At 46.5% G+C, this 22012-nt stretch carries 20 protein-coding genes and 1 riboswitch; of the genes, 15 read left to right on the forward strand and 5 right to left on the reverse strand.

All coding sequences use genetic code 11. The features are described from left to right. The first annotated feature begins 26 nt into the window (after window positions 1–26). The 3 genes from BN3912_RS00365 to BN3912_RS00375 are packed head-to-tail and all read left to right on the forward strand — an operon-like array spanning window position 27 to window position 1605. Window positions 27–503 (forward strand): RNA polymerase sigma factor, encoded by a 477-nt coding sequence (locus BN3912_RS00365; RefSeq protein ID WP_023984818.1) that lies wholly within the window; start codon window positions 27–29, stop codon window positions 501–503. Then, window positions 500–970, forward strand: coding sequence for a hypothetical protein (locus BN3912_RS00370; protein WP_036859874.1), 471 nt, complete (start codon window positions 500–502; stop codon window positions 968–970). The genes BN3912_RS00365 and BN3912_RS00370 overlap by 4 nt, the downstream gene beginning before the upstream one ends. Continuing rightward, entirely contained in the window at window positions 967–1605 is a 639-nt protein-coding gene (locus tag BN3912_RS00375; RefSeq protein WP_023984820.1) for a DUF5024 domain-containing protein, read from the forward strand. Before BN3912_RS00370 ends, BN3912_RS00375 begins: the two co-directional genes overlap by 4 nt. Before the next feature lie 193 nt (window positions 1606–1798). On the opposite strand, the gene BN3912_RS00380 is transcribed toward BN3912_RS00375, so the two are convergent. From BN3912_RS00380 to BN3912_RS00395, 4 genes are read right to left on the reverse strand one after another with little or no spacing between them, the layout of a single operon-like run. Further along, window positions 1799–2263, reverse strand: a complete 465-nt coding sequence (locus tag BN3912_RS00380; RefSeq protein WP_023984821.1) for a hypothetical protein — start codon at window positions 2261–2263, stop codon at window positions 1799–1801. Window positions 2264–2270: 7 nt separating this feature from the next. Beyond that, window positions 2271–3557, reverse strand: a complete 1287-nt coding sequence (locus BN3912_RS00385; RefSeq protein ID WP_023984822.1) for a porin family protein — start codon at window positions 3555–3557, stop codon at window positions 2271–2273. Continuing rightward, complete coding sequence (locus BN3912_RS00390) at window positions 3554–4138, reverse strand: RNA polymerase sigma factor (protein ID WP_023984823.1); 585 nt, start codon at window positions 4136–4138, stop codon at window positions 3554–3556. The genes BN3912_RS00385 and BN3912_RS00390 overlap by 4 nt, the downstream gene beginning before the upstream one ends. Window positions 4139–4143: 5 nt before the next feature. Next, window positions 4144–4881 (reverse strand): NigD1/NigD2 family lipoprotein, encoded by a 738-nt coding sequence (locus BN3912_RS00395; RefSeq protein WP_023984824.1) that lies wholly within the window; start codon window positions 4879–4881, stop codon window positions 4144–4146. Window positions 4882–5114: 233 nt separating this feature from the next. Here BN3912_RS00395 and BN3912_RS00400 point away from each other — a divergent pair, with 233 nt between their 5' ends. From BN3912_RS00400 to BN3912_RS00410, 3 genes are all read left to right on the forward strand, one after another. Beyond that, on the forward strand, window positions 5115–5720 hold the full coding sequence (locus BN3912_RS00400; protein WP_023984825.1) for a DUF4840 domain-containing protein: 606 nt from the start codon (window positions 5115–5117) through the stop codon (window positions 5718–5720). Between the two features lie 203 nt (window positions 5721–5923). Continuing rightward, complete coding sequence (locus BN3912_RS00405; protein ID WP_230204597.1) at window positions 5924–6625, forward strand: porin family protein; 702 nt, start codon at window positions 5924–5926, stop codon at window positions 6623–6625. Between the two features lie 377 nt (window positions 6626–7002). Further along, complete coding sequence (locus BN3912_RS00410) at window positions 7003–9477, forward strand: bifunctional UDP-N-acetylmuramoyl-tripeptide:D-alanyl-D-alanine ligase/alanine racemase (protein ID WP_023984827.1); 2475 nt, start codon at window positions 7003–7005, stop codon at window positions 9475–9477. A gap of 91 nt (window positions 9478–9568) precedes the next feature. Here BN3912_RS00410 and BN3912_RS00415 read toward each other — a convergent pair whose 3' ends face one another. Then, on the reverse strand, window positions 9569–10309 hold the full coding sequence (locus tag BN3912_RS00415; protein ID WP_023984828.1) for a nitroreductase family protein: 741 nt from the start codon (window positions 10307–10309) through the stop codon (window positions 9569–9571). Window positions 10310–10481: 172 nt separating this feature from the next. On the opposite strand from BN3912_RS00415, the gene BN3912_RS00420 reads away from it, so the two are divergent. The 9 genes from BN3912_RS00420 to BN3912_RS00460 all read left to right on the forward strand — a co-directional run bounded on the left by BN3912_RS00420 (window position 10482) and on the right by BN3912_RS00460 (window position 21946). Beyond that, window positions 10482–13070 carry an adenosylcobalamin-dependent ribonucleoside-diphosphate reductase gene (locus tag BN3912_RS00420; protein ID WP_023984829.1) on the forward strand — a complete coding sequence of 863 codons (2589 nt, stop codon included), beginning with the start codon at window positions 10482–10484 and terminating at the stop codon, window positions 13068–13070. A 6-nt stretch (window positions 13071–13076) separates the two neighbouring features. Then, a complete protein-coding gene (gene folB, locus BN3912_RS00425) occupies window positions 13077–13457 on the forward strand; it encodes a dihydroneopterin aldolase (RefSeq protein ID WP_004368503.1) in 381 nt (126 codons plus the stop codon). A 101-nt stretch (window positions 13458–13558) separates the two neighbouring features. Then, window positions 13559–14692 carry an N-acetylmuramoyl-L-alanine amidase family protein gene (locus BN3912_RS00430; protein WP_317038896.1) on the forward strand — a complete coding sequence of 378 codons (1134 nt, stop codon included), beginning with the start codon at window positions 13559–13561 and terminating at the stop codon, window positions 14690–14692. A 6-nt stretch (window positions 14693–14698) separates the two neighbouring features. Continuing rightward, window positions 14699–15598, forward strand: coding sequence for an MlaD family protein (locus BN3912_RS00435; RefSeq protein ID WP_004368505.1), 900 nt, complete (start codon window positions 14699–14701; stop codon window positions 15596–15598). Between the two features lie 468 nt (window positions 15599–16066). Next, window positions 16067–17476, forward strand: a complete 1410-nt coding sequence (dnaA, locus tag BN3912_RS00440; protein ID WP_004368506.1) for a chromosomal replication initiator protein DnaA — start codon at window positions 16067–16069, stop codon at window positions 17474–17476. A 201-nt stretch (window positions 17477–17677) separates the two neighbouring features. After that, window positions 17678–18172, forward strand: a complete 495-nt coding sequence (locus BN3912_RS00445) for a hypothetical protein (RefSeq protein WP_023984831.1) — start codon at window positions 17678–17680, stop codon at window positions 18170–18172. Between the two features lie 58 nt (window positions 18173–18230). Further along, window positions 18231–18328: riboswitch (TPP riboswitch) on the forward strand. 75 nt (window positions 18329–18403) lie between these two features. Further along, window positions 18404–20686 carry a TonB-dependent receptor gene (locus BN3912_RS00450; RefSeq protein WP_023984832.1) on the forward strand — a complete coding sequence of 761 codons (2283 nt, stop codon included), beginning with the start codon at window positions 18404–18406 and terminating at the stop codon, window positions 20684–20686. A gap of 6 nt (window positions 20687–20692) precedes the next feature. Continuing rightward, window positions 20693–21295, forward strand: a complete 603-nt coding sequence (gene pnuC, locus BN3912_RS00455; protein WP_023984833.1) for a nicotinamide riboside transporter PnuC — start codon at window positions 20693–20695, stop codon at window positions 21293–21295. After that, on the forward strand, window positions 21296–21946 hold the full coding sequence (locus BN3912_RS00460; protein WP_023984834.1) for a thiamine diphosphokinase: 651 nt from the start codon (window positions 21296–21298) through the stop codon (window positions 21944–21946). Window positions 21947–22012 lie beyond the last annotated feature (66 nt).

Below are 22012 nucleotides of genomic sequence, written 5' to 3' on the forward strand. Positions count from 1 at the left end.
TTGCTTTCTGAGTGTCTTATATGTAGATGATGGAGCAAAAAGACTTCGAGATATTCGTCTTACAGACGCGGCTTAAGCTGCTCAGATCGGCCGAAATCCTGCTGAAGGATGCCGACGAAGCGGAAGATGCGGTGCAGGACACGGTATTTAAACTGTGGGCCATGCGCAATCGGCTGGACGAATATCGGTCGGTAGGGGCTCTGTCGATGGTGGTGCTGCGCCGTATCTGTCTGAACCGTTTGCGCCGTGCAGACTTCGATTTGCCGCCGACTGTTCCCGATACGGAGCCTTCCGCAGAACAACAGCTCATAGGAAGAGAAGAGGCAGAGCGTGTGGAAAAGCTCATTGCATCGCTACCCGACAAGCAGCAGACCATATTGAGAATGAAACATGCTGACGGACTTGGAACCGCTACAATAGCCCAACTAACGGGCATTAGCGAAGAGGCAGTAAGGCAAAACCTATCGCGTGCCCGCCGAAGGATATTAAAATATTTCGAATGATGGATAAAAAGAATATAGATAGAGTAAGGTTCTTGGTGGAACGTTTTATGGATGGAACCACCACGAATGGCGAAGAACAAGAGTTGTATGAGTTTTTCAGGAGCGACAGTGTGCCCGCCGACCTGCGCAAGTTGCGCCCTATGTTCGCATGGTATGCCGGCGGCATGCAGACTCCGCTGCCTGTACGTCGCCCGTTGAGGCGCCGACTGTTTACAGTAATTGGCGTTGCAGCGGCGGTATTGCTGCTTTTCGGAGCCGGTTTAAGCATAAGGCAGCACATAGAGAATGAACGAATGTACGAGATATACGCCGGCAGTTACGTTATTAGAGGCGGCAAAAAGATTACCGACCTGCGAGAGATAATGCCCGAACTGCAACGGGATGCCGACCGTGCGGAGCGCATCTGTAGCGAATTGAGCAACGGCACCTATGCCGTAAACGATAAAACCAATATCCCAACAATATGAAAAAACTGTTATTAATCCTCTTTGCTGCGGCCCTTGCCATGCCCATGTCGGCACAGCAACGTATAGAAAAAATAATGAAAGAGCTCGAAAGTAAGGGTGTTGAAGGCTCATTGGTAATAAAACGGAACCGCCAGACGAAGAAAATGTATATGCGTTCGCAGAGTTTTAAGTTTATCAGTAAAGAGAACAACTATGCCAATATGCTCGTAAAAGCCTTTAAGGACGAAAGCGAAAATGCCGACGAGTGTTATCTCAACCAGTCGGCTCAATCGCTGATGGGAGAGTTAGGTAAAGACTTTACAATGGGCAATATGCGTAAATACACCTTGGTTTTCTCTGAAGGAGATGTACAAACAACGTACATACTCAAGGTAGAAACTAAAAACGTGCCCAACAAATACGTGAGTTTGGAGATTATTACACGTTACAAATCGGTGACGGGCGATAAGTCTCCTTTTGATTTCAATCTGGGCAGCATGAACGATGGGATGGAGATAGACCTAAGTTCTATCGACGACATGTTGGCCGATACCGACCTTTCCGGTTGGAACTATGGCAAGAATATGCACATGGAAAAGGTGAAAAAAAGTATAGAAAACCTGAAAAGACAACAGCAGAAGCAGCTGAAAAAGTAGGCTCCGGAATCTCTCTCTTTAATTGATAACGAAACAACCCCATCGCGGTTGCACTTACAGAGATAAATGGCAAGGGTGCAACATGCGGCGGGGTTGTGCATTATAGGTACTGTATGTGGGAGGTAGGCCGTATGCCTGTCGGGCGTAGAAGTATGCCGTAACGGCGACAGACGATACGTCTGTTCGTCTCGTGTTATTGCTTAACGAGCTTTACGTGCGCCCTTTCGTATTTTTTGCCGACCACGATAAGGAGCATAGGCTGCATGGACGACGTCATTTCTTCGCCCACCCGCTCGTGATAGATAAACGTAAGCGTGTCGCCATTTGCCGAAAGGTCTAACGGTGTGAGTTCGGTATTGCGGTTGGTGATGGGCGAAACAACTGCGATAACGAACTGGTGTTTGAAGTTTACCTGTGTGGGAATGCCGTCTTCGCCCATGTGTGCGGCCATGCCGAACATACGGCCGAATTCTTTCAGCGTGGTGATCTTCGGGTTGGTGGGTAGCGGTTCGTCGTTAATGAAAAAGTAGTTATGGGCTACTGTGTAGGGAACCTTGGCCACCGGTGCGGTGGATTTTTTTGTCGTGTTACATGCAAATACGAGAAACAGCAGGCATGCCGCACCCGCTGTCATCATGATTGTTCTAATCCTATTCATATCTTTTTTATTTAATATTTAGTCTAATTCCGATATTCAGGTTGAAGTTGAGAGGCTTATCTTGATAGATTGTAGCCATGTTGCTTTTATTGTCGAAGTAATAACTAAGGCCCGGTTCGGCGAAGATACTGAACCGTTTATCGACTTTGAATTCGGCACCTATCGCCCCCGTAGCAGAGAACTGCAGGCGGTTCATGCTTATATCTTCGTTGGTAGTGGTCGATACTTTATCGTCTACAATGGTGTTGGTAGTAGCTTTTCCCTTAACCATTTTCTCGACAGTGCCCCCTCCCGATGCGTACAGGTTGAACCGGCGATTGCCCCATAGGCGGTAATTCACATTGACAGGTATGCCCATGTACGAGAGTTTCTGTTTGGTTTTGTAGGCGTAGGCCTCGGATTTTCGAGAGATATCCGAGGCAAGAAGGGTGTACGAAATGCCTCCTTCGATGCTCCATCTGTCGTTTATATTATATCTCAATGACAATCCGAAGCGCACAGGTTGGCGGTGATGCACCTCTGTATGTATATCATTCTCACGGTTCATAACGGCATAAGCGCCTTTACCATCCATATCTTTGCCGTGCATACCTATAGGATCGGCAGCTGCAAGCATTGGTACGTTGCTGGCAGAATGGTTCTGCGCTGTTGCTACATTCGATACGAAAGCGCTTGCCATAAGTCGGTTGTCGGCGGTTGTCGATGGGGTGTACTCCGGCATAGGTACGGGGTAAGAAGGATATTGTTGCCGTTGAGGCCGACTGCGTTGCTGCTCTTTCTTCTCTGTTTCCTGTTTATGTGGAGCGGGAACGACGGTTACAGGCATCTCAGATGGGGAGTCTTGCACAGTTGCATCTGTGTATTGTGTGGTATTGTTTGCCTGATGTGGTATTTCTGTAGTGGCTGTCTGGGTTGCCGATATTACTGTAATGTTGCCTGTAGCGATATGCCTTGCGGGCGATGCTGTGCCTGCAGAACCGGTCGAAGATGCGAGTGTAGGTGTGATGGGGACGGCAGTTGGCGTTGCAGGAGAGACGGTTTGCCCCCTGTTCAGGGAAGCAGTATTCGGGGTGTGCGGCTTGTCTGCATGTTGATAATAGACGATGAAGCCGCCCCCGCAGATGAATATAATCATGGCAGCTGCGGCAATACGTCGCCATACAAGCGGTATCTGCGTGGCAGACTTCTTGCTTTTAGCAACGGCTTTCTCGATTTCTACCCACGACACCTCGGGCGCCGGTTGGCGATAACCGGCGAGCTTTTGCTGCATTTCTTTTCTCCATTGTTCTTTCATCGTGCCTTTTGTTTTGAGGTGTTGTATTGTTCTATTTTCTTTGCAAGCAGGCTCTTCGCCCGATGCAGCTGCGATGCCGAGCTGTCTTTCTTGATGCCTAATGTAGCTGCAATCTCTTGATGACTCTTGTTTTCGAATACATAAAGGTTGAAAACCGTGCGGTATCCTGTGGGCAGTTCTGTAATAAAGCGGTGGATAACGTCGGGAGGAATGTCGCTGATCGGCGGCTCTTCTTCGTCTTCCCTGTATTTCTCGCTGTCGGGGACATCCCATTCTAATGTGACGAACTCACCGTGTTTCTGCTCTTTCAGGAACTTTAAAGACTGGTTTACGGCGATCTTCGTGGCCCATGCCTGCAGGGAACCGGCGCCACGATACTCGAATTCACCCACATGAGTAATGATATTGACCAGACAGTCTTGCAGAACATCTTTCAGAGAGTCGCCGTTTCCCACGTATCGGGCACATATTCCGGTGAGATAGTCGGCATAAAGAGCATAGAAATCGTGCATCGCCGTGCTGTTTCCATGGCGAAGTTGTTTTACCAATTTCTTCTCTTTGTCTCCGATAAAGAAGTTCACCGTTTTTAGTTGACGTATTTTATCAGCGTGCCGAAAGCAATGTTTGCCGATGAATTAGTGGCCTTACGTGTGCAGTATTTGAACTTTGCCGTCTTCTTTCCGCTATATGCATTCCACTCAAGAGTAAGGTCTACCGTTTTTCCATGCGTATCGGGAAGGTCGTTGAGACGGAATGCAACGATGGCATCTCCTACAGCTCCCCAGCGATCACCTTGTGCATTGTGGTAGAAAGTAACCTTGTAAGGCTCTTTATTGCTATCGGTTGCCACCAGATTAACTATGTGTCGGCTGCCGTTGCTCCAACGTGTACGGAAGCGAAGTGTAAGGTATCCGTCTTCTGCAATGGTCACCCAATCGTTCACGATCTCCACCGGATCGACTCCGTAGGTACTTGCATTCTTATCACCCAGTGTAACTGCCATTCGTTTAGTTAGGATACTGTCTATCCAGTTGATATTAACAGCACGGCCAGAATGCATTGTAGGACGGTCAACCATAGTGTAATTTACCAGTGCACGCACCTCCTTTTTGCCGAAGGGCGATGCTTTCATATTGGCAGGCAGTAGTGTTGTTGAGTCGTTCAGTTGCATGTAAAACGACGAGTTGTCGCTGTTGGGCTTCACGGTGACAAGGGCTGTGGGGTAAAGACGACTGTAATCGTTGTCATCGCCGGAGCATGATTGAAGACCGAAAGCACCGGTTGTCAGCGCAAGAGCTAAGGTCCATAGCGTTAATTTTTTCATAATTTCTTCGGTTTAAATGTTGTCTTTGCCCATTTAAATTACAATATTACGAAAACTTGCATCAAGAATATGCCTTTTTTTCTTAAAATATTTTAAAGTAAGGTTTATCGCCTAAGTTTGAAAGTTGTTATGTTCGATTATGATTTATTAACATAATAGGGATGCAAGTTTTACGAAATACCCCATTTATAGGACAAAAGCAATTAATCGTTATAACTCAAAAAACAAAGACAATGAAAACATTTAAGATTTTTACAGTAGCATTATTAGGTTTAGTAACAATGGCTTTTACGGCTTGTAACAGCGATGATAATTCTTACAAGCAGCTTACCAAAGAGGAGATTGCGCAGTGCCTGCTTACGGTAAAGGGCAGTTACGAGGGTAATCTGATCTATAAAAGCGAGAACAAAAAGAACCCTAAAGATATGACAGATACGGTTGCCGTAAAGTGGACTATTACCAACGACAGCACGTTAACGATTACTAAATTCCCGTCGAAAGTACTGGCTTTCAACGTTACCGATGCGGAATTGAAGAAGGCTTTGGAGGAGGCAGCAGACCAAGACATGACATGTCGTATCGGTTTCATTAAGACCTCGCCGGTTACTTTCTTGGTTAATCCCGTAACACCCAGTTTCGATTTGACCTACGGAGGTAAAAAACATAAGGTGCAGGTTGCCTTTGCAGTTAACAACTTCTCATCGTATGGCGTATACAATGCTACCAAGAAAGTGCTCGGTATACAGATTGTAGAAGGGCTGATAGGTGTAGACGGCACTCGTACAAATTATCTCAAGCAGGTGGTTCCGTTCGTTCTACAATCGACAAAGAAGATATAAAGATTCAGTATGACACTTATTTCTGACGAACATAAACAGTAATTAATAATCATTCAATTCGACTTTAGTTTATGTAGAAATGAAGCGCAGTGGACGTTGATGTCCGTTGCGCTTTTTCCATATAAGATAAACGTCTCTTTTCGAAAATGAGCAGAATTATAATAAAATGCGTAAAAAACCGTTTTAAAGTAAAACAGTATCACATGAAAAAGTATATTTTTGCAACCTTATTATATTTGGTTTCTTTGGATAGTTTTGCACAGAGCCGCGCCGGAACGTTCTCTCTGATACCCCGTCTCGGCGTAAATGTTTCCACTTTATCGGGCAATTCGTATTACTACGTGGCGAGTTCGTCGGAGCAAGGGATAGAGGATAAACCCGTTATGAAGGGAAGTTTTACCGGCGGAGTAGACCTGATGTATCAGTTTACCGATGTGCTCGGCGGTTCCATAGGTGTATTCTATTCCCTGCAGGGGTGCCGTTATAAGGATCATGAAGAATATTACGACAACGCTAAATTGCTTCATGGCGTGCGTAGGAATGTAGTGAACTTGCACTGTTTGAATGTTCCGTTAATGCTGCATGGGTATGTTGCCGAAGGTCTTTCGGTCAATGTAGGCCTGCAGGTGGGCTTCCCGCTCCATGCAAAGTCGAGGCATGAGTGGGAAGAATATACCGTAGATGCGAAAGGGAAGCGTACTTTCAGCGGGGAAGGCGTATTCGATGCCAATGTTACAGGAAACTTCAAGAAAGTGGAACTGGCAGTTCCGATGGGCATATCTTATGAATATATGAACGTTGTTCTTGATGCCCGTTACAATTTGGGCATCACAAATATCGCGAAAGTGGATAACGTTAAGGACAATGGTTTTATGTTCACCGTGGGTTATAAGTTCGACCTGTGATTTTAAAAAGTGAAGGAGAAGAGAGAAAGACCGCAAGGACAATTAAGATATACCTATGGTGTAAGGCGGATAGACAGGCAATCTAAGATGCTTAAAATGCCTATGTAAAATACTTAGGCCATACGAGTCTTTACGTTGTGGCATACTCTTCTTTCTTGAGAATGGCACAGGGGAAGGGGATGGCTTGCTTGCATGGCGGCGATGCACCTATAATATATGCTAAAAATAATAGGCGAAAAATAATTCAATCTCTTTGCCGTAAGTGGGAAAAGGAGTATCTTTGCACTCGGTCGGTGGGCTATGAGGCAGCGCGAAATACGGATTTCGTGGCTGCCGGCTGCACCGTCTTGACAAGAGAATTAAATATAATAAGGGCTATGACTTATACTATCGAAAGGGTTGCAACGCTGATCGGAGCGCATCGATACGGCAACAGAGATGCCAATATCGGCTTTCTTTTAACCGACAGTCGTTCGCTTTGTTTCGCAGAAGAAACGTTGTTTTTCGCTTTAAAGACCGATCGCAACGATGGTCAACACTTCATCGGCGACCTGTATCGTCGCGGTGTATTCAATTTTGTGGTAGAACATTTGCCCGATAATTACGACACGCTTTACCCCGATGCCAACTTCCTGAAAGTGGTAAACCCGCTCGGTGCACTGCAAAGGCTGGCCGAACGCCATCGCGACGAGTTCGATATTCCGGTCGTGGGCATCACGGGCAGCAACGGCAAGACTATGGTGAAAGAGTGGCTCTACCAGCTGCTATCGCCGCAAATGGTCGTTACACGAAGCCCAAGAAGCTATAATTCGCAGATTGGAGTGCCCCTCTCGGTGTGGCTCATGAACGAACTGACGCAGATAGGCGTATTCGAAGCCGGCATCAGTATGCCCGGCGAGATGGCCTCGCTGCGCAGTATCATACAGCCCACCATCGGGGTTCTTACCGGTATAGGTACCGCCCATCAGGAGAACTTTGCCTCGATGGAGGAGAAATGCAGCGAAAAACTCAAGCTATTCCACGACTCTGAAGCCGTTATCTATAATGCCGACGATGATCTGATTGCCCGCTGCATGGAGCAATCCGGCTATAAAGGCCGGCGTATGGGCTGGTCGCAGAAAGACCGGAACGCCCCGCTGTTCGTAAAAGCCATAGAAAAGAAAGAAAACACTACCACCGTTACCTATGTATATAATGGTAAAGAAGGGCGGTACTCCATACCGTTTATCGACAGCGCATCGGTTGTAAATTCCATTACCTGCATGGCTGTGAGCCTGTATCTCGGGCTGTCTGCCGACGATTTAGACCGCAGAATGCAGCGGTTGGAACCCGTAGCGATGCGCTTGGAAGTGAAGACCGGTCAGCACGGGTGCACCCTTATCAACGATTCTTATAACTCTGATGTGAAATCACTTGATATAGCTCTCGACTTTATGAACCGCAGACCGGACCACAAGGGGCGCCGACATACGCTCATATTGAGTGATATTTACCAAAGCGGAGAGTCGCCTCGTGAGCTGTACAGAGAGGTTTCGACGCTTGTACAAGGCCGTGGAGTGGAGAAATTCATAGGTATCGGCCCCGAAATATCGGCACAGTCGGACGAGATAAAGGTAAGAGAAAAGTTCTTCTTCGAGTCGGTCGACAGCTTTATAAGCAGCGAAGTGTTCCGCTCTCTGCGCGATGAAGTGATCTTATTGAAAGGCTCTCGCAGCTTTGGGTTCGATCTGTTGACCGAGCTTTTGGCCCAAAAGGTGCACGAAACCATACTTGAAGTGAACTTAAATGCCGTTGTAGACAACTTAAACCATTATCGCAGTTTCATGAAACCGACCACCAAACTCGTTTGTATGATAAAGGCAGACGGCTATGGTGCGGGGGCTGTAGAGATAGCAAAGACGCTGCAAGACCACAGAGTGGACTATCTTGCCGTAGCAGTTGCCGATGAAGGCGTTACTTTACGTAAGAACGGAATAACTTCGAACATCATGATAATGAACCCGGAAATGACGGCTTTCAAGACTATGTTCGACTATGATTTGGAACCCGAGGTATATTCGTTCCGGCTGTTGGAGGCGCTTATCAAGGCTGCAGAGAAAGAAGGAGTCGCCGGTTTCCCCGTCCATGTCAAGTTGGATACGGGTATGCATCGCTTAGGTTTCGATCCTAATAAAGATATCGGCCGACTTATCGCCCGTATGCAGCACCAGAATGCCGTAATTCCGCGTTCTGTATTCTCGCATTTCGTAGGTTCCGACAGCGACAGTTTCGATGAGTTTTCGGCACGGCAGTTCGCCCTGTTCGATGAAGGAAGCCGTAAACTGAAGGCTGCATTCCCACATAAGATACTTAGACATATAGACAATTCTGCCGGCATAGAGCATTTTCCGGAGCGACAGCTTGATATGTGCCGGCTCGGATTGGGGCTTTATGGCATCGATTCGCGCAACAACCATATTATAAATAATGTATGTACGCTGAAGACAACTATCCTTCAGCTGCGCCACGTGCCGGCAGGAGACACGGTGGGTTATTCGCGTAAGGGCGTTATCGACCGCGACAGTGTGATTGCAGCCATACCTATAGGCTACGCAGACGGGCTGAACCGCAGGCTCGGAAACCGGAGATGCTATTGCTTGGTGGGCGGTAAAAGGGCAGAATACGTAGGCAATATTTGCATGGATGTGGCCATGATAGACGTGACAGGTATCGACTGTAAGGAGGGCGACAGTGTGGAAATATTCGGCGACCATCTGCCTGTAACAGTGCTGAGCGATGCTCTCGACACCATTCCGTACGAGGTTCTTACATGTATCAGCAACCGTGTAAAGCGGGTGTATTTTCAAGATTAGCCGAAAATTACACCTTATTATATATAATAAGCGTGGCGTTCATACAATATGAACGCCACGCTTGTTTTCTGCAGAAACGCCGTGTAAGGCGTCAATCCATGAAACCTTGTTGGTGAAGAGCGGCAAGCAGAGTTTGCGAAAGCGCCTCGTTATCTTTCTTGGTATAACGAATATCGGTGAACACTTGTGCGAGTGTTTCCTTATGGTTGATTGCTACAAATTGCTTGTTTTGGGGAAGTTCTTCTTTCGGAGTGTAGAACCGATCGATCATTTCGGGCGAATAATCGTGATAAGTTTCATTATGTATGATTGCATTTAGCGGCAGCCGATCCGATTGGGCGGGCGTTTCGTCGGGCCATCCCAAGGTAATTGTTGCAATCGGCATGACCAATTTGGGCAACTTCAGTATGTCTATAATCTTTTCGGGCATATAAACCGTGGTGCCGAGATAGCATAAGCCGAGCCCTTGTTCTTCGGCGATGTTGCAGAATGTTTGGCAGTATAGCAGTGCATCAGAGGCCGCATTGACGAATGAAAGGAAGTTGCTGTAACCGGGATTTGCCATGCGTTTCTCGGCCCAAAGGGTAGTACGTCGGAAGTCTGCACAGAAAGTAAGCACCACAGGAGCACCCTCTACCATCGGTTGATTGAAATGTACCGCCGATAGTTGACGTTTCTTTTCACGGTCGCGGGTAATGATAACGGAATAAAGTTGCAGGTTTCCCATCGTTTGAGTGTGCTCGGAGTCGGCCAAGAGTTGGTGAAGAAGTTCATCGGATACATCCTCTTTAGTATATTTACGGATGCTTCGTCTGCTTAATAGTGATTTCATTTTTTGATCATTTTATTTTTACAAAGTTAGTAAAAGTTTCCTGTTTTGGCGAACTTCTTAGTATTTTATTTATATAAAATATATGAGAAATAGTTTTAATATGTGGAAATAAAATAGTAGTTTTGCACACACTGGACTAAAACAAGAACATAATATTTAAGATATACGTATAATGGAAAATCAGAAAACTTACTCTTTTGAGGAGGCGTTTGGCGCTTCGTTGGAATACTTTGGTGGGGATGAGCTCGCTGCACGTGTATGGGTGAACAAATATGCGATGAAAGATAGCTTCGGAAACATATTCGAGAAGTCGCCTGAAGATATGCATTGGCGCATCGCGGACGAGATTGCAAGGATCGAAAAAAAGTATGCCAATCCGCTTAAAGCAAAGGAAATATTCGAACTTTTAGACCATTTTCGGTACATAGTGCCTGCAGGTAGCCCAATGACAGGTATCGGAAACGATCATCAGGTGGCCTCGCTGAGTAACTGTTTCGTAATAGGTCTCGACGGCGATGCCGACTCCTACGGGGCCATTATGCGCATTGATGAAGAGCAAGTTCAGCTGATGAAGCGCCGTGGGGGCGTGGGCCACGACCTGAGCCACATACGTCCGAAAGGCTCACCTGTTAATAACTCGGCTCTTACAAGTACCGGATTGGTGCCTTTTATGGAGAGATATAGCAATTCCACACGCGAAGTAGCGCAAGATGGTCGCCGTGGAGCGTTGATGTTGAGTGTAAGTATCAAGCATCCGGATAGCGAATTATTCATCGATGCTAAGATGACAGAGGGGAAAGTTACGGGAGCTAACGTGTCTGTAAAGATAGACGACGAGTTTATGAATGCCGCTATAAGCGACAAACCTTATACGCAGCAATTCCCTATAGATAGTAAGAACCCCCAGTGTACCAATAGTATATCGGCGAAAAAGCTCTGGGAAAAGATCGTACACAATGCATGGAAGAGCGCCGAACCCGGGGTGTTGTTTTGGGATACCATTATTCGGGAGAGCATACCCGACTGTTATGCCGACCTTGGTTTCCGTACCGTAAGCACCAATCCGTGTGGTGAAATCCCATTATGTCCGTACGACAGTTGCCGTCTGTTGTGTATCAACCTCTATTCTTATGTGGTAAATCCGTTTACAAAGGATGCTTATTTCGACTTCGATACCTTTAAGAAGCATGTACAGATAGCACAGCGAATTATGGACGACATCGTGGATCTCGAGCTTGAAAAGATAGACAAGATCATGGAGAAGATAACTATTGATCCGCAAAGCGATGAAGTGAAGGGAGCTGAATACCATCTCTGGGAGAAGATAAAGTACAAAAGTGGGCTTGGAAGGCGTACAGGTGTGGGCATTACAGCGGAAGGCGACATGCTTGCAGCCATGGGATTGCGCTACGGGACACAAGAAGCGACAGACTTCTCCGTAAGTGTTCACCGTGCTTTAGCGTTGGGTGCTTACCGCTCTTCGGTAACGATGGCGAAAGAACGCGGTGCATTCGAGGTTTACGATGCTAAGCGAGAGGAGCGCAATCCGTTTATCCTGCGCTTGAAAGAAGCCGATCCCGAACTTTACAGAGATATGGTGCAATACGGACGTCGTAACATTGCGTGCCTGACAATTGCACCAACCGGCACCACTTCTCTTATGACACAGACCACAAGCGGCATAGAGCCAGTATTCATGCCCGTATATAAACGCCGCAGAAAAGTGAACCCCAACGACACCGATGTGCACGTTGATTTCGTGGATGAAGTAGGAGATTCGTTCGAAGAATACATCGTTTATCACAAGAAGTTCCTTGAGTGGATGCGGATAAACGGTATCGATTCTACCAAAAAATATACTCAAGAAGAGATCGACGAGCTCGTTGCAAAATCGCCATATTATAAAGCTACGGCAAATGATGTGGACTGGTTGATGAAGGTTCGCATGCAAGGAGCCATCCAAAAGTGGGTAGATCACTCCATCAGCGTAACCGTTAACCTGCCCAATGAAGTGGATGAAGCGCTGGTGAACCGCCTGTATGTGGAGGCTTGGAGGAGCGGATGCAAAGGCTGCACCATCTATCGAGACGGAAGTCGCGCAGGGGTTATGATCTCCGTATCGAAGAAAGATAAGAAAAAGAATGAAGATGGAGAGGCGGTAAAAGATAATAATATGGAGCAACTCGGTATGCCCCCGTGCCAACATCCGCAAGTAACAGAGGTGAGACCAAAGGAACTTGCCTGCGATGTGGTACGTTTCCAGAACAACAAAGATAAGTGGGTTGCTTTCGTAGGCCTATTGGATGGCTATCCTTATGAGATATTCACCGGCTTACAGGATGATGAAGAAGGCATCGTATTGCCCAAGACTGTGACCAAAGGAAAGATCATTAAGCAGACTAATGAGGACGGAACACACCGTTATGATTTCCAATTTGAGAATAAAAGAGGCTATAAGACCACCGTTGAAGGGCTGAGCGAGAAGTTCAATCCGGAGTATTGGAACTATGCAAAGCTAATATCCGGCGTGCTTAGATACCGTATGCCGATCGACCATGTGATTAAACTTGTGGGCTCGCTCCAACTGAAAGACGAGAGTATAAATACTTGGAAGAACGGCGTGGAACGTGCTCTGAAGAAGTATATCGTAGACGGTACCGAGGCCAAAGGGCAAAAATGTCCGGTTTGTGGGCACGAAACACTTATCTATCAAGAGGGATGTTTAATCTGTAAAAACTGCGGAGCATCGCGTTGCGGATAGGGTGGAATGAAAGTACATTCAAGTTATATTTATGTTCGGAACCTGCGGTGTCATGCCTATCATGGCGTGATGCCGCAAGAACATGTTATAGGCAACGACTATAGAGTGAATGTCTGTATCGCTTATAACATAGGTGTAGCGATGTTATCCGATATGCTTACCGATACTATCAGTTATGCTTGTGTTTGCGATATCATCAAAATAGAGATGGCGGAAGTCTCTCAACTGCTCGAAAACGTGGCATATAGAATAGGCAGGCACCTGTTCCGACAGTTCCCCAATATAGAAAAAATAGACATAGATATTGCCAAAATCAATCCTCCGATGGGTGCGGATTGCGATTGTGCCGGTGTAGAATTACACTTAATAAATGATAAAACCCTTTAGATAATAACGGTTTTCTCACATTATTTAATTACTTTTGTAACGATATGGGCAGAAAGTCGTTAATTTCTCTGATAACTCTTATTGTATTTGCAACTATGTCTATGGCTGCAAATAAGCGTTTTACCCTTGTTATCGATCCCGGGCACGGCGGGCATGATGCCGGTGCATTGGGTGCGATATCCAAGGAGAAAGAAATCAACCTTACCGTTGCGTTGGCTTTCGGACGATATGTAGAGCGGAATTGTCCTGATGTTAGAGTTATTTATACGCGTAAAAACGACGTGTTTATCCCATTGATGGAGCGGGCAAACATAGCCAATCGCAATAAAGCAGACCTCTTTATCTCCGTTCATACGAACGCTCTGCCGGCAGGAAAGCAGGCACGCGGCTTCGAAACATATACCTTGGGTATGCACCGCGCAAAGGATAATCTCGACGTAGCCATGCGCGAAAACTCCGTTATCTCTATGGAGAAAGGCTATCAGCAGACGTATCAAGGCTTCAATCCCCGATCATCCGAGAGCTATATCATGTTCGAATTCATCCAAGGGAAGAACATGGAAAAGAGCATAGAACTCGCTAAAATGATACAAAGCAATGTGTGTAGCACTGCTAATCGGCCCGATAAAGGCGTGCACCAAGCCGGTTTCCTCGTGTTGCGCGAAACATCTATGCCCAGTTGTCTGATAGAACTCGGCTTCATCACCACGCCGGATGAAGAACGTACACTGAACAACAATGGTCAGGTAGATGCCATTGCAAGGGGCATATACAATGCTTTTATACAGTATAAGAGCAAGCACGACGGCAAGATAGTGGTGCCCTATAAGGCCGAAAAGGCAGAACCTGTCGATATTCCGACCGTGGTTCCGCAACCTTACAAACCGGTAAACGATCCCGAAAAAGTTGTTCCTAACACAGAAGAACAGCCCGTTGAGGCACCGTCTGAGCAGCCTGTAGCCAGCGTACCTGTATTCAAGATACAGATTTTTGCCGTCAGTCGTAAGCTTCGTCCGGACGATGCTCATTTAAAAGGCATTACCGATTACGACAGTTACGAGGAGGGCAACCTGTACAAATATACCTATGGAGCTTCCACAGATTATAACGAAATCAACAATCTTCGCAAGCAGATTGCCGACAAGTTCCCGCAAGCGTTTATCGTAGCCTTTAAAGATGGCAGGCGAGTAGATATCAACGAAGCCGTCAAGGAATTCAGATTAAATAAAAAATAGATAACAATGAAGTTTACAAAAGAGATAAAGATAGCCGTCGTTGCCATCGTTGGAATAATCGTACTTTTCTATGGTATGAACTTTCTGAAGGGGCTTACCTTGTTCTCTGAAGACAATATATATTACATAGCCTTTAAAGATATCAGCGGTTTATCGTCGTCCAGTCCTATTTATGCCGATGGATATCAGGTCGGAGTGGTTAAAGGAATAGAGTACGACTATAGCCATAAGAAGGATACAAGGGTTATCATCGGCGTAGACAAAGGCATGCGGATACCCAAGGGCAGTTCGGCCGAGATCGTTAGCGATATGCTCGGTAACGTAAAGGTGAACCTTCTACTTGCCAATAACCCGAGAGAGAGGGTTAATCCGGGTGAGACCATCAACGGCAATATCAATAATGGAGCCTTGGGAAAGCTATCGTCAATGGTGCCTTCAATAGAGAAAATGCTGCCGAAACTCGACTCTATAATGTCGAGTCTCAATATGCTTTTGGCCGATCCGGCTATCGCACAATCGCTTCATAATGTGCAGACCGTAGCCTCGAACCTTACCACTACCACACGACAACTGAATATATTGACGGCCAATCTGAACCATAATGTACCGGTAATGATGAGGAAAGCTAACGGTATACTCGATAACACAGACCGGTTAACAACCAACTTAGCTGCCATAGATGTCGCAGGAACGATGGAACAGGTAAACCATACCATCGCCAACGTGAAGGAACTCACGGCACGCCTGAACAGCAATCAAGGCTCGCTTGGCCTGTTGATGAACGATGCAAGCCTCTATAACAATATGAATTCGGTAATGCGAAATGCCGATTCTCTGATGGTTAACCTGCGTCAGCACCCTAAACGTTATGTTCACTTCTCACTCTTTGGCAGGAAAGACAAATAATCCGTCCCCGATAGGGCTTATATCTGTTTTCTACAGGCGATAGGTCTAAGGGCGAAAGGCCGTATATCTATCTTCGATGGAACTATCGGATAATATCGTTAGGTGGTACTCTTAATTAAAATTAGTCTAAATAGTGGCGCTAATGTTTCACGGCTTCGGGCAAACTGTCCGAAGCCTTTATTTTTATTTGCTTTTCCGCCTTGTTTCAATATGTTTCACTGTTATTTCTCATATCTTTATCAAATGTGCTTTAAATAGCTCGATATCAGGATGTTACAAAATACAAAATCTACTTTTTTGTATACCGTTTGACAGAAACATGTAAAGTCGGTAAAATAAGCACTTTATGCATTTATCATTAAAAATTTATAAATCCGTTTATTTGTTTTATATAAAATTCTTTTTTAATTTTGCACTTACGTTACAATGAAAAATATGTCGGAAGACGTATCTAAAGTCGTTTTATAGATGAAAGTAAGCCCTAATTCCTGTTGGGAAAACGCCCTTGCGCTTATTCGTGAGAACGTTACAGAACAACAATATAGTACATGGTTCAAGCCCATTGTATTCGAATCGTACGACGAAACGAAGAAAACAGTGCTGGTAAAAGTACCGAGTACGTTTGTTTATGAGTATTTGGAAGAGAATTATGTAGACTTACTGAAGAAAGTGCTTGGCCGTGTATTCAGCAAAAACGTGAACCTTGGTTACCGTATAATGGCCGATAAAGAGCACAACATTACGACTGTTGTAGAGGGCGTTGTGGGAGATACCGATCCTAAACCGAAGGCAATCAGCCGAGGAAACCAATCTCCGTCGCTCATGGATGCGGTAAAAATGCAGCCATTAGACTCGCAACTCAACCCTCATCAAACGTTTGCAAACTATATAGAGGGCGACAGTAACAAACTTCCGCGGTCTATCGGACTGTCTATAGCAGAGCATCCGAACACGGCACAATTCAATCCGATGTTCATATACGGCCCGTCTGGTTGCGGTAAAACGCATCTTATCAATGCTATAGGTATGAAAATCCGCGAACATTACCCACGGAAACGGGTGCTATATGTCAGTGCGCGGCTCTTTCAAGTACAGTTTAGCAACGCTACATTGCGAAACAGCGTAAACGATTTTATCAACTTCTACCAAACGATAGACGTTCTAATCGTGGATGATATACAGGAGTGGATTACTGCAGTAAAAACACAGAACACATTCTTCCATATTTTTAATCATCTATTTAAAAACGGTAAGCGTATTATTCTTGCCAGTGATCGCCCTCCGGTAGACCTCGAAGGCATGAACGACCGACTGCTTACCCGTTTTTCTTGTGGGCTTATTGCCGAATTGGAGCAGCCTAATGTAAAGCTATGTATCGATATCTTGAATAATAAGATACACCGCGACGGGCTGGATATCCCCAAAGAAGTGGTTGAATTTATAGCCTCTTCGGCTAATGGGAGCGTGCGCGATTTGCAGGGAGTGGTTAATTCGTTGCTGGCATACAGCGTGGTTTACAACAGCAGCATCGATATGCGTTTGGCCGAGAGAGTGATTAAACGTGCCGTAAAGATAGACGACAAGCCCCTTACTATCGACGATATTCTCGATTCGGTGTGCAATCATTTCAACGTATCCGCAACGGCCGTCAACAGCAGGAGCCGCAAACACGACCTCGTAGTGGCCCGCCAAGTGTCGATGTATCTTGCACAGAAGTACACTAAAATGCCTGCCTCGCGCATCGGCAAGCTCGTTGGAGGGCGCGATCATTCCACGGTTATCCACAGTTGTTCGCAGGTAGAACAACGGTTGAAGATAGATCGCCTGTTTTCAGACGAGATACAAAGCATCGAAAACTCATTCAAAATCAAGCGGTAGGTTATCTGTTCGGAAAACTTACACATGGCGGATATGCGCGATAAAAGTAGGGTGTATCCGTGATACATATACTGTATAAGGCGGATAAACCACCTACTTATTCTTCTAATTTCATCGAAAGATAATCGCGAAAGTGCGTGGTTGTTTCAAAAAGATGTTTTATCTTTGTTTTCGAAACCTTCGTGATAAAATCGAAAGACGATGGAGAAAGATATGTCGAACATGCTGAACTGTAGCCGCAAGAGTGCATTTCGTCTCTTCGTTTTGCTACTGATGATGTTTATATCCGCAGCAGTTTCCGCCCAAAAAGTACAAGAGCGTAAAGGCACTTTCATAGTTCCGAACCGTAAATGTGCAGTAGATTTCCTGATTTCAGATGCCGAAGTAAAAGCTTTAAAACAGAATGCAGAGGACGAAGAGGCCTTTTATGTGTCGCAAGATGATGGGATATATTACTTTGCGGTATCTTGGGAATGCTTGGAAAAGCATCGTATCAAGATCGTCAGAGTGCCCGCAACTTACAAATATGCCCAGTTTCCTGATGGAACAGTTATGCCGTTGAGCGCCGATAACCAGTTCACCATCATGCTCTATATGCCCGGACGAAAGCCCAAGGAGGCCGATACAACGGTGATGGAAGATGAAATTAAGGATTATTTCCACCCCGTCGAGCCCAAGAAAACACAAAGAAAATAAATTAAGTTTTATTTTGTTTCTTCAAGAAAACGCCTTATCTTTGCACCCGACTTGCAAAAGGTAAGTTAAGGGGTGCTGCGATATTTCGCGGCTGAGATCAAACCCTATGACCTGATCCGGGTAATGCCGGCGTAGGAAGGCGCACAGTGTGTGAAAAACGAACCTCAAGCATTGAACCCCAAGTTCATGCTCCTTTCCCCCTTTTATTTATTCATTTAAATTAAGGTATTTATGAACAAGAGTGTATTAACGATTGCAATACTTGCGTGTGTTGCAACGGCTAACGCGGCCAATCCTAAGACCGAAAAGATCGATACGCTAAAGGCGTATGAATTACAGAACGTGCAGGTGGTGGCTACACGGGCCGACAAAAAGACGCCGATGGCCTATTCAGACCTGAACAAACGGCAGATCGGGGCCGTTAACCACGGCAAAGACGTTCCGCAGTTGCTGGAAATGACGCCGTCGGTTACCGTTTCGTCAGACGCAGGTATGGGTATTGGCTACACTGGAATACATGTCCGTGGCACCGATCCCACACGTATAAACATCACAACCGACGGAATTCCGATGAATGATGCGGAGAGTTCGGCCGTTTTCTGGGTAAACATGGGTGACTTTGTTTCCAGTGTAGAGAGCATACAGATACAACGTGGCGTAGGTACATCGACGAACGGCGCCGGCGCTTTCGGCGCTACGATCAACATGCAGACCGAAAGTATCGGCATCAAACCTTTCGGCAGTATCGATCTTTCGGGCGGTTCATACGGCACGCACAAAGAAACTTTCCGCTTCGGAACGGGCCTCTTGGGCAATCACTGGGGCTTCCAAGGCCGGCTATCCAATATCGGTAGCGACGGTTATATAGACAGAGCGTCGACACGTTTGAACTCTTATTTCGTGCAAGGAGGCTATTTCAACGATAATACCGTGGTGAAGTTCATCACCTTCAACGGCACAGAAAAGACCTATCATGCATGGGATTATGCTTCTAAAGCCGACATGAAGAAGTACGGGAGGCGCTATAATCCAAGCGGAAAATATAAGGATGCCGCCGGTAACACGGTCTTCTACGACAACCAGACCGACAATTACCACCAACAGCACTACTATTTGATATGGAACCAACGGCTGTCTAACGCTTGGAAACTGAATGCCTCGCTACATTATACCCACGGTTTCGGCTATTATGAGCAGTATAAAGCCGACAGCGAAGATAGCCATGTGAAGCTCTACAAGTATTTGCTATCGAGCACGCTCGGCAAGTACAGCGACCTCATCCGTCGCAAACAGATGCGCAACAACTTCTACGGAGCCGTCGCATCCGTAAGTTATGATGCCCGTAAAGGGCTGTCTGCTATCCTTGGAGGCGGTTGGAACAAGTACGACGGCGACCATTTCGGCAACGTGATATGGGTGCGTAGCTTCAACGGAAGTATCGATCCGAACCACAAATACTATGATAATAACGCCCGAAAAACCGATGCCAACATCTACGGAAAGGTGAACTACGAGTTCTTGCCCGGCCTTAATGCTTATGCAGACATGCAATATCGCCGTATTACATATAGGCTCCGAGGCTCTTCTCAGGAGTTCGACGACAACAAGAAGCAACTGCCGTTGGACTTGGATCGCACGTACAACTTCTTCAACCCCAAGTTCGGTTTGGTCTACACCGCCAGCCCGAACCACACGCTATATGTCTCTTACGCCATTGCACATAAGGAACCGACACGCAATGACTTCGAGAATATGCTGGCAGAAACCAAGCCTGTTGCTCCTAAAGCCGAAAGACTGAACGATTTGGAGATTGGTTATAAGTACCAAAGCAGTATTTTCAGCGCCGGCGCCAACTTCTATTACATGGATTACGATAATCAGTTCGTGCCGACAGGCGCGCAGGATGCCAACGGCGAAATGGTATCTCGCAACATCAAGGATAGCTACCGGATGGGCGTAGAACTTACGGCCGGTCTCAATCCTTTTAAGGGGTTTAACTGGAACATCAATGCTACGTGGAGCAAAAACCGTGCAAAGAACGTCGATGTAACGACAATCGATCCGGTTACTTGGGCCGAATCGACCGCCAATGTGGGCACTACGCACCTTGCATATTCACCCGATTTCATCCTTGGCAATATGTTCAGTTACGAATACAAGGGCTTCACGGCATCGCTGCAAAGTAAGTTTGTGGGCGAACAGTATATGACCAACTCCAACTTCCGCAGCTATGCAGAGAAAGATGGCAGCCAGACCAGCGCCATGATAGATAGCTATTTCGTGAGCAACTTCGACCTTTCGTATACCTTCAAGCTGCGCGGTATCAAGAGCGCAACGGTGGGATTGACCGTTTACAACCTGTTTAACGAGGAGTATGAGAGTAACGGCAGCTGCTCTATGAACTTCAAACAAGACGGCAATAAGATCGTTGCATATAACGCAGGTTGGGCATGGACCACCTATTCTGCACAGGCCCCGACGCATCTGATGGCGCATCTGTCGATTAACTTTTAATCGTCTATGGCCGATATACAGACATTTCTTGCCGAGCATTGGCTCGATATGTTGAGCACAGTGCTCGGCATTATCTATATTATCCTCGAGTACAAAGCCCACATAGCCTTATGGCTTGTGGGTATCGTTATGCCTGCCATCGACATTTATCTGTTCTGGTCGGTGGGGCTCTATGCCGACTTCGGCATGGCCATTTACTATACCTTTGCCGCCCTTTACGGCTATGCAGTCTGGAAATTCGGGCGGAAGAAGAACCAAAAAGCCAACGAACAACTGCCCATAACACACTTTAAACGAAGTCTTATCCTGCCCTCTGTTCTCGTTTTCTTGGCTGCTTGGTTGGGTATTTACGAAATTCTGATCCACTTCACCAACTCTGATGTCCCCGTTACAGATAGCTTTATCAACGCGTTGAGCTTCATCGGACTGTGGGCACTTGCACGGAAATACCTCGAACAATGGGCTGTCTGGATCGTGGTGGATGCCGTAAGTGCAGCGTTATATGCCTATAAGGGCATCCCTTTCAAGGCCGGTCTTTACGCTCTTTACGTAGTAATAGCGGTGATGGGTTACTGCAAATGGCGAAAAATGATGAAGGAGAACCGCTGAATGAACTATCCTCTGCTTACGCCCGATGCGTCGTTCGACGCCGTTATCCTCGGCAACGGCTACTTTCCGAAACATGCTCTTGCCCTGCAATTGCTGGCACATACGCCGTATATCTGCTGCTGCGACGGCGCCGCCACGTATGCCATAGAACAGGGATACATGCCCCATGCCATCGTAGGCGACGGCGACTCGCTGCCACAGGAGCTTAAAATAAAATACCGAGATATACTTCATGTCGTCAGCGAACAGAGCGACAACGACCTTACCAAGGCCACGCGCCACTGCCATGCCTTGGGTATGCGCCGCATACTCTACCTTGGCGTTACGGGTAAGCGCGAGGATCACACGCTGGCCAACGTCTCTCTGATGGTGCATTATCATCGCGACATGGGTATTGTGCCCCTGCTCTTGACCGATTACGGTTACTTTGTAACGGCAGAAGGCAGCCATACGTTCGGCTCGTTCTGCCGACAACAGGTAAGTATCTTTAACTTCGGATGTACACAGATGGCCGGTTCGGGCCTGAAATGGGCACCTGTTACGCCCGAAAGTTGGTGGGAAGGAACACTTAACGAGGCCGTCGGAGACAGTTTCACCCTCCGAGGAAACGGCCTGTACATGGTGTTCCGCACCCTCGAACCCAAGAAGTAAGAATGCCGTTCGTTAGGTGTTTCTTGGCAATATATATTGTCTGTCGCCGATAGGCAGTATAGGTAT

The sequence above is a fragment of the Prevotella phocaeensis genome (assembly GCF_900065875.1).
GTDB classification, from domain to species: domain Bacteria; phylum Bacteroidota; class Bacteroidia; order Bacteroidales; family Bacteroidaceae; genus Prevotella; species Prevotella phocaeensis.

Bases quoted from the DNA above. Each gene is read 5' to 3' on its own strand.
- BN3912_RS00365 (WP_023984818.1), top strand. From the start codon at position 27: ATGATGGAGCAAAAAGACTTCGAGATATTCGTCTTACAGACGCGGCTT.
- BN3912_RS00370 (WP_036859874.1), top strand. From the start codon at position 500: ATGATGGATAAAAAGAATATAGATAGAGTAAGGTTCTTGGTGGAACGT.
- BN3912_RS00375 (WP_023984820.1), top strand. From the start codon at position 967: ATGAAAAAACTGTTATTAATCCTCTTTGCTGCGGCCCTTGCCATGCCC.
- BN3912_RS00380 (WP_023984821.1), bottom strand. From the start codon at position 2,263: ATGAATAGGATTAGAACAATCATGATGACAGCGGGTGCGGCATGCCTG.
- BN3912_RS00385 (WP_023984822.1), bottom strand. From the start codon at position 3,557: ATGAAAGAACAATGGAGAAAAGAAATGCAGCAAAAGCTCGCCGGTTAT.
- BN3912_RS00395 (WP_023984824.1), bottom strand. From the start codon at position 4,881: ATGAAAAAATTAACGCTATGGACCTTAGCTCTTGCGCTGACAACCGGT.
- BN3912_RS00400 (WP_023984825.1), top strand. From the start codon at position 5,115: ATGAAAACATTTAAGATTTTTACAGTAGCATTATTAGGTTTAGTAACA.
- BN3912_RS00405 (WP_230204597.1), top strand. From the start codon at position 5,924: ATGAAAAAGTATATTTTTGCAACCTTATTATATTTGGTTTCTTTGGAT.
- BN3912_RS00410 (WP_023984827.1), top strand. From the start codon at position 7,003: ATGACTTATACTATCGAAAGGGTTGCAACGCTGATCGGAGCGCATCGA.
- BN3912_RS00415 (WP_023984828.1), bottom strand. From the start codon at position 10,309: ATGAAATCACTATTAAGCAGACGAAGCATCCGTAAATATACTAAAGAG.
- BN3912_RS00420 (WP_023984829.1), top strand. From the start codon at position 10,482: ATGGAAAATCAGAAAACTTACTCTTTTGAGGAGGCGTTTGGCGCTTCG.
- folB (WP_004368503.1), top strand. From the start codon at position 13,077: ATGAAAGTACATTCAAGTTATATTTATGTTCGGAACCTGCGGTGTCAT.
- BN3912_RS00430 (WP_317038896.1), top strand. From the start codon at position 13,559: ATGGCTGCAAATAAGCGTTTTACCCTTGTTATCGATCCCGGGCACGGC.
- BN3912_RS00435 (WP_004368505.1), top strand. From the start codon at position 14,699: ATGAAGTTTACAAAAGAGATAAAGATAGCCGTCGTTGCCATCGTTGGA.
- dnaA (WP_004368506.1), top strand. From the start codon at position 16,067: ATGAAAGTAAGCCCTAATTCCTGTTGGGAAAACGCCCTTGCGCTTATT.
- BN3912_RS00445 (WP_023984831.1), top strand. From the start codon at position 17,678: ATGGAGAAAGATATGTCGAACATGCTGAACTGTAGCCGCAAGAGTGCA.
- BN3912_RS00450 (WP_023984832.1), top strand. From the start codon at position 18,404: ATGAACAAGAGTGTATTAACGATTGCAATACTTGCGTGTGTTGCAACG.
- pnuC (WP_023984833.1), top strand. From the start codon at position 20,693: ATGGCCGATATACAGACATTTCTTGCCGAGCATTGGCTCGATATGTTG.
- BN3912_RS00460 (WP_023984834.1), top strand. From the start codon at position 21,296: ATGAACTATCCTCTGCTTACGCCCGATGCGTCGTTCGACGCCGTTATC.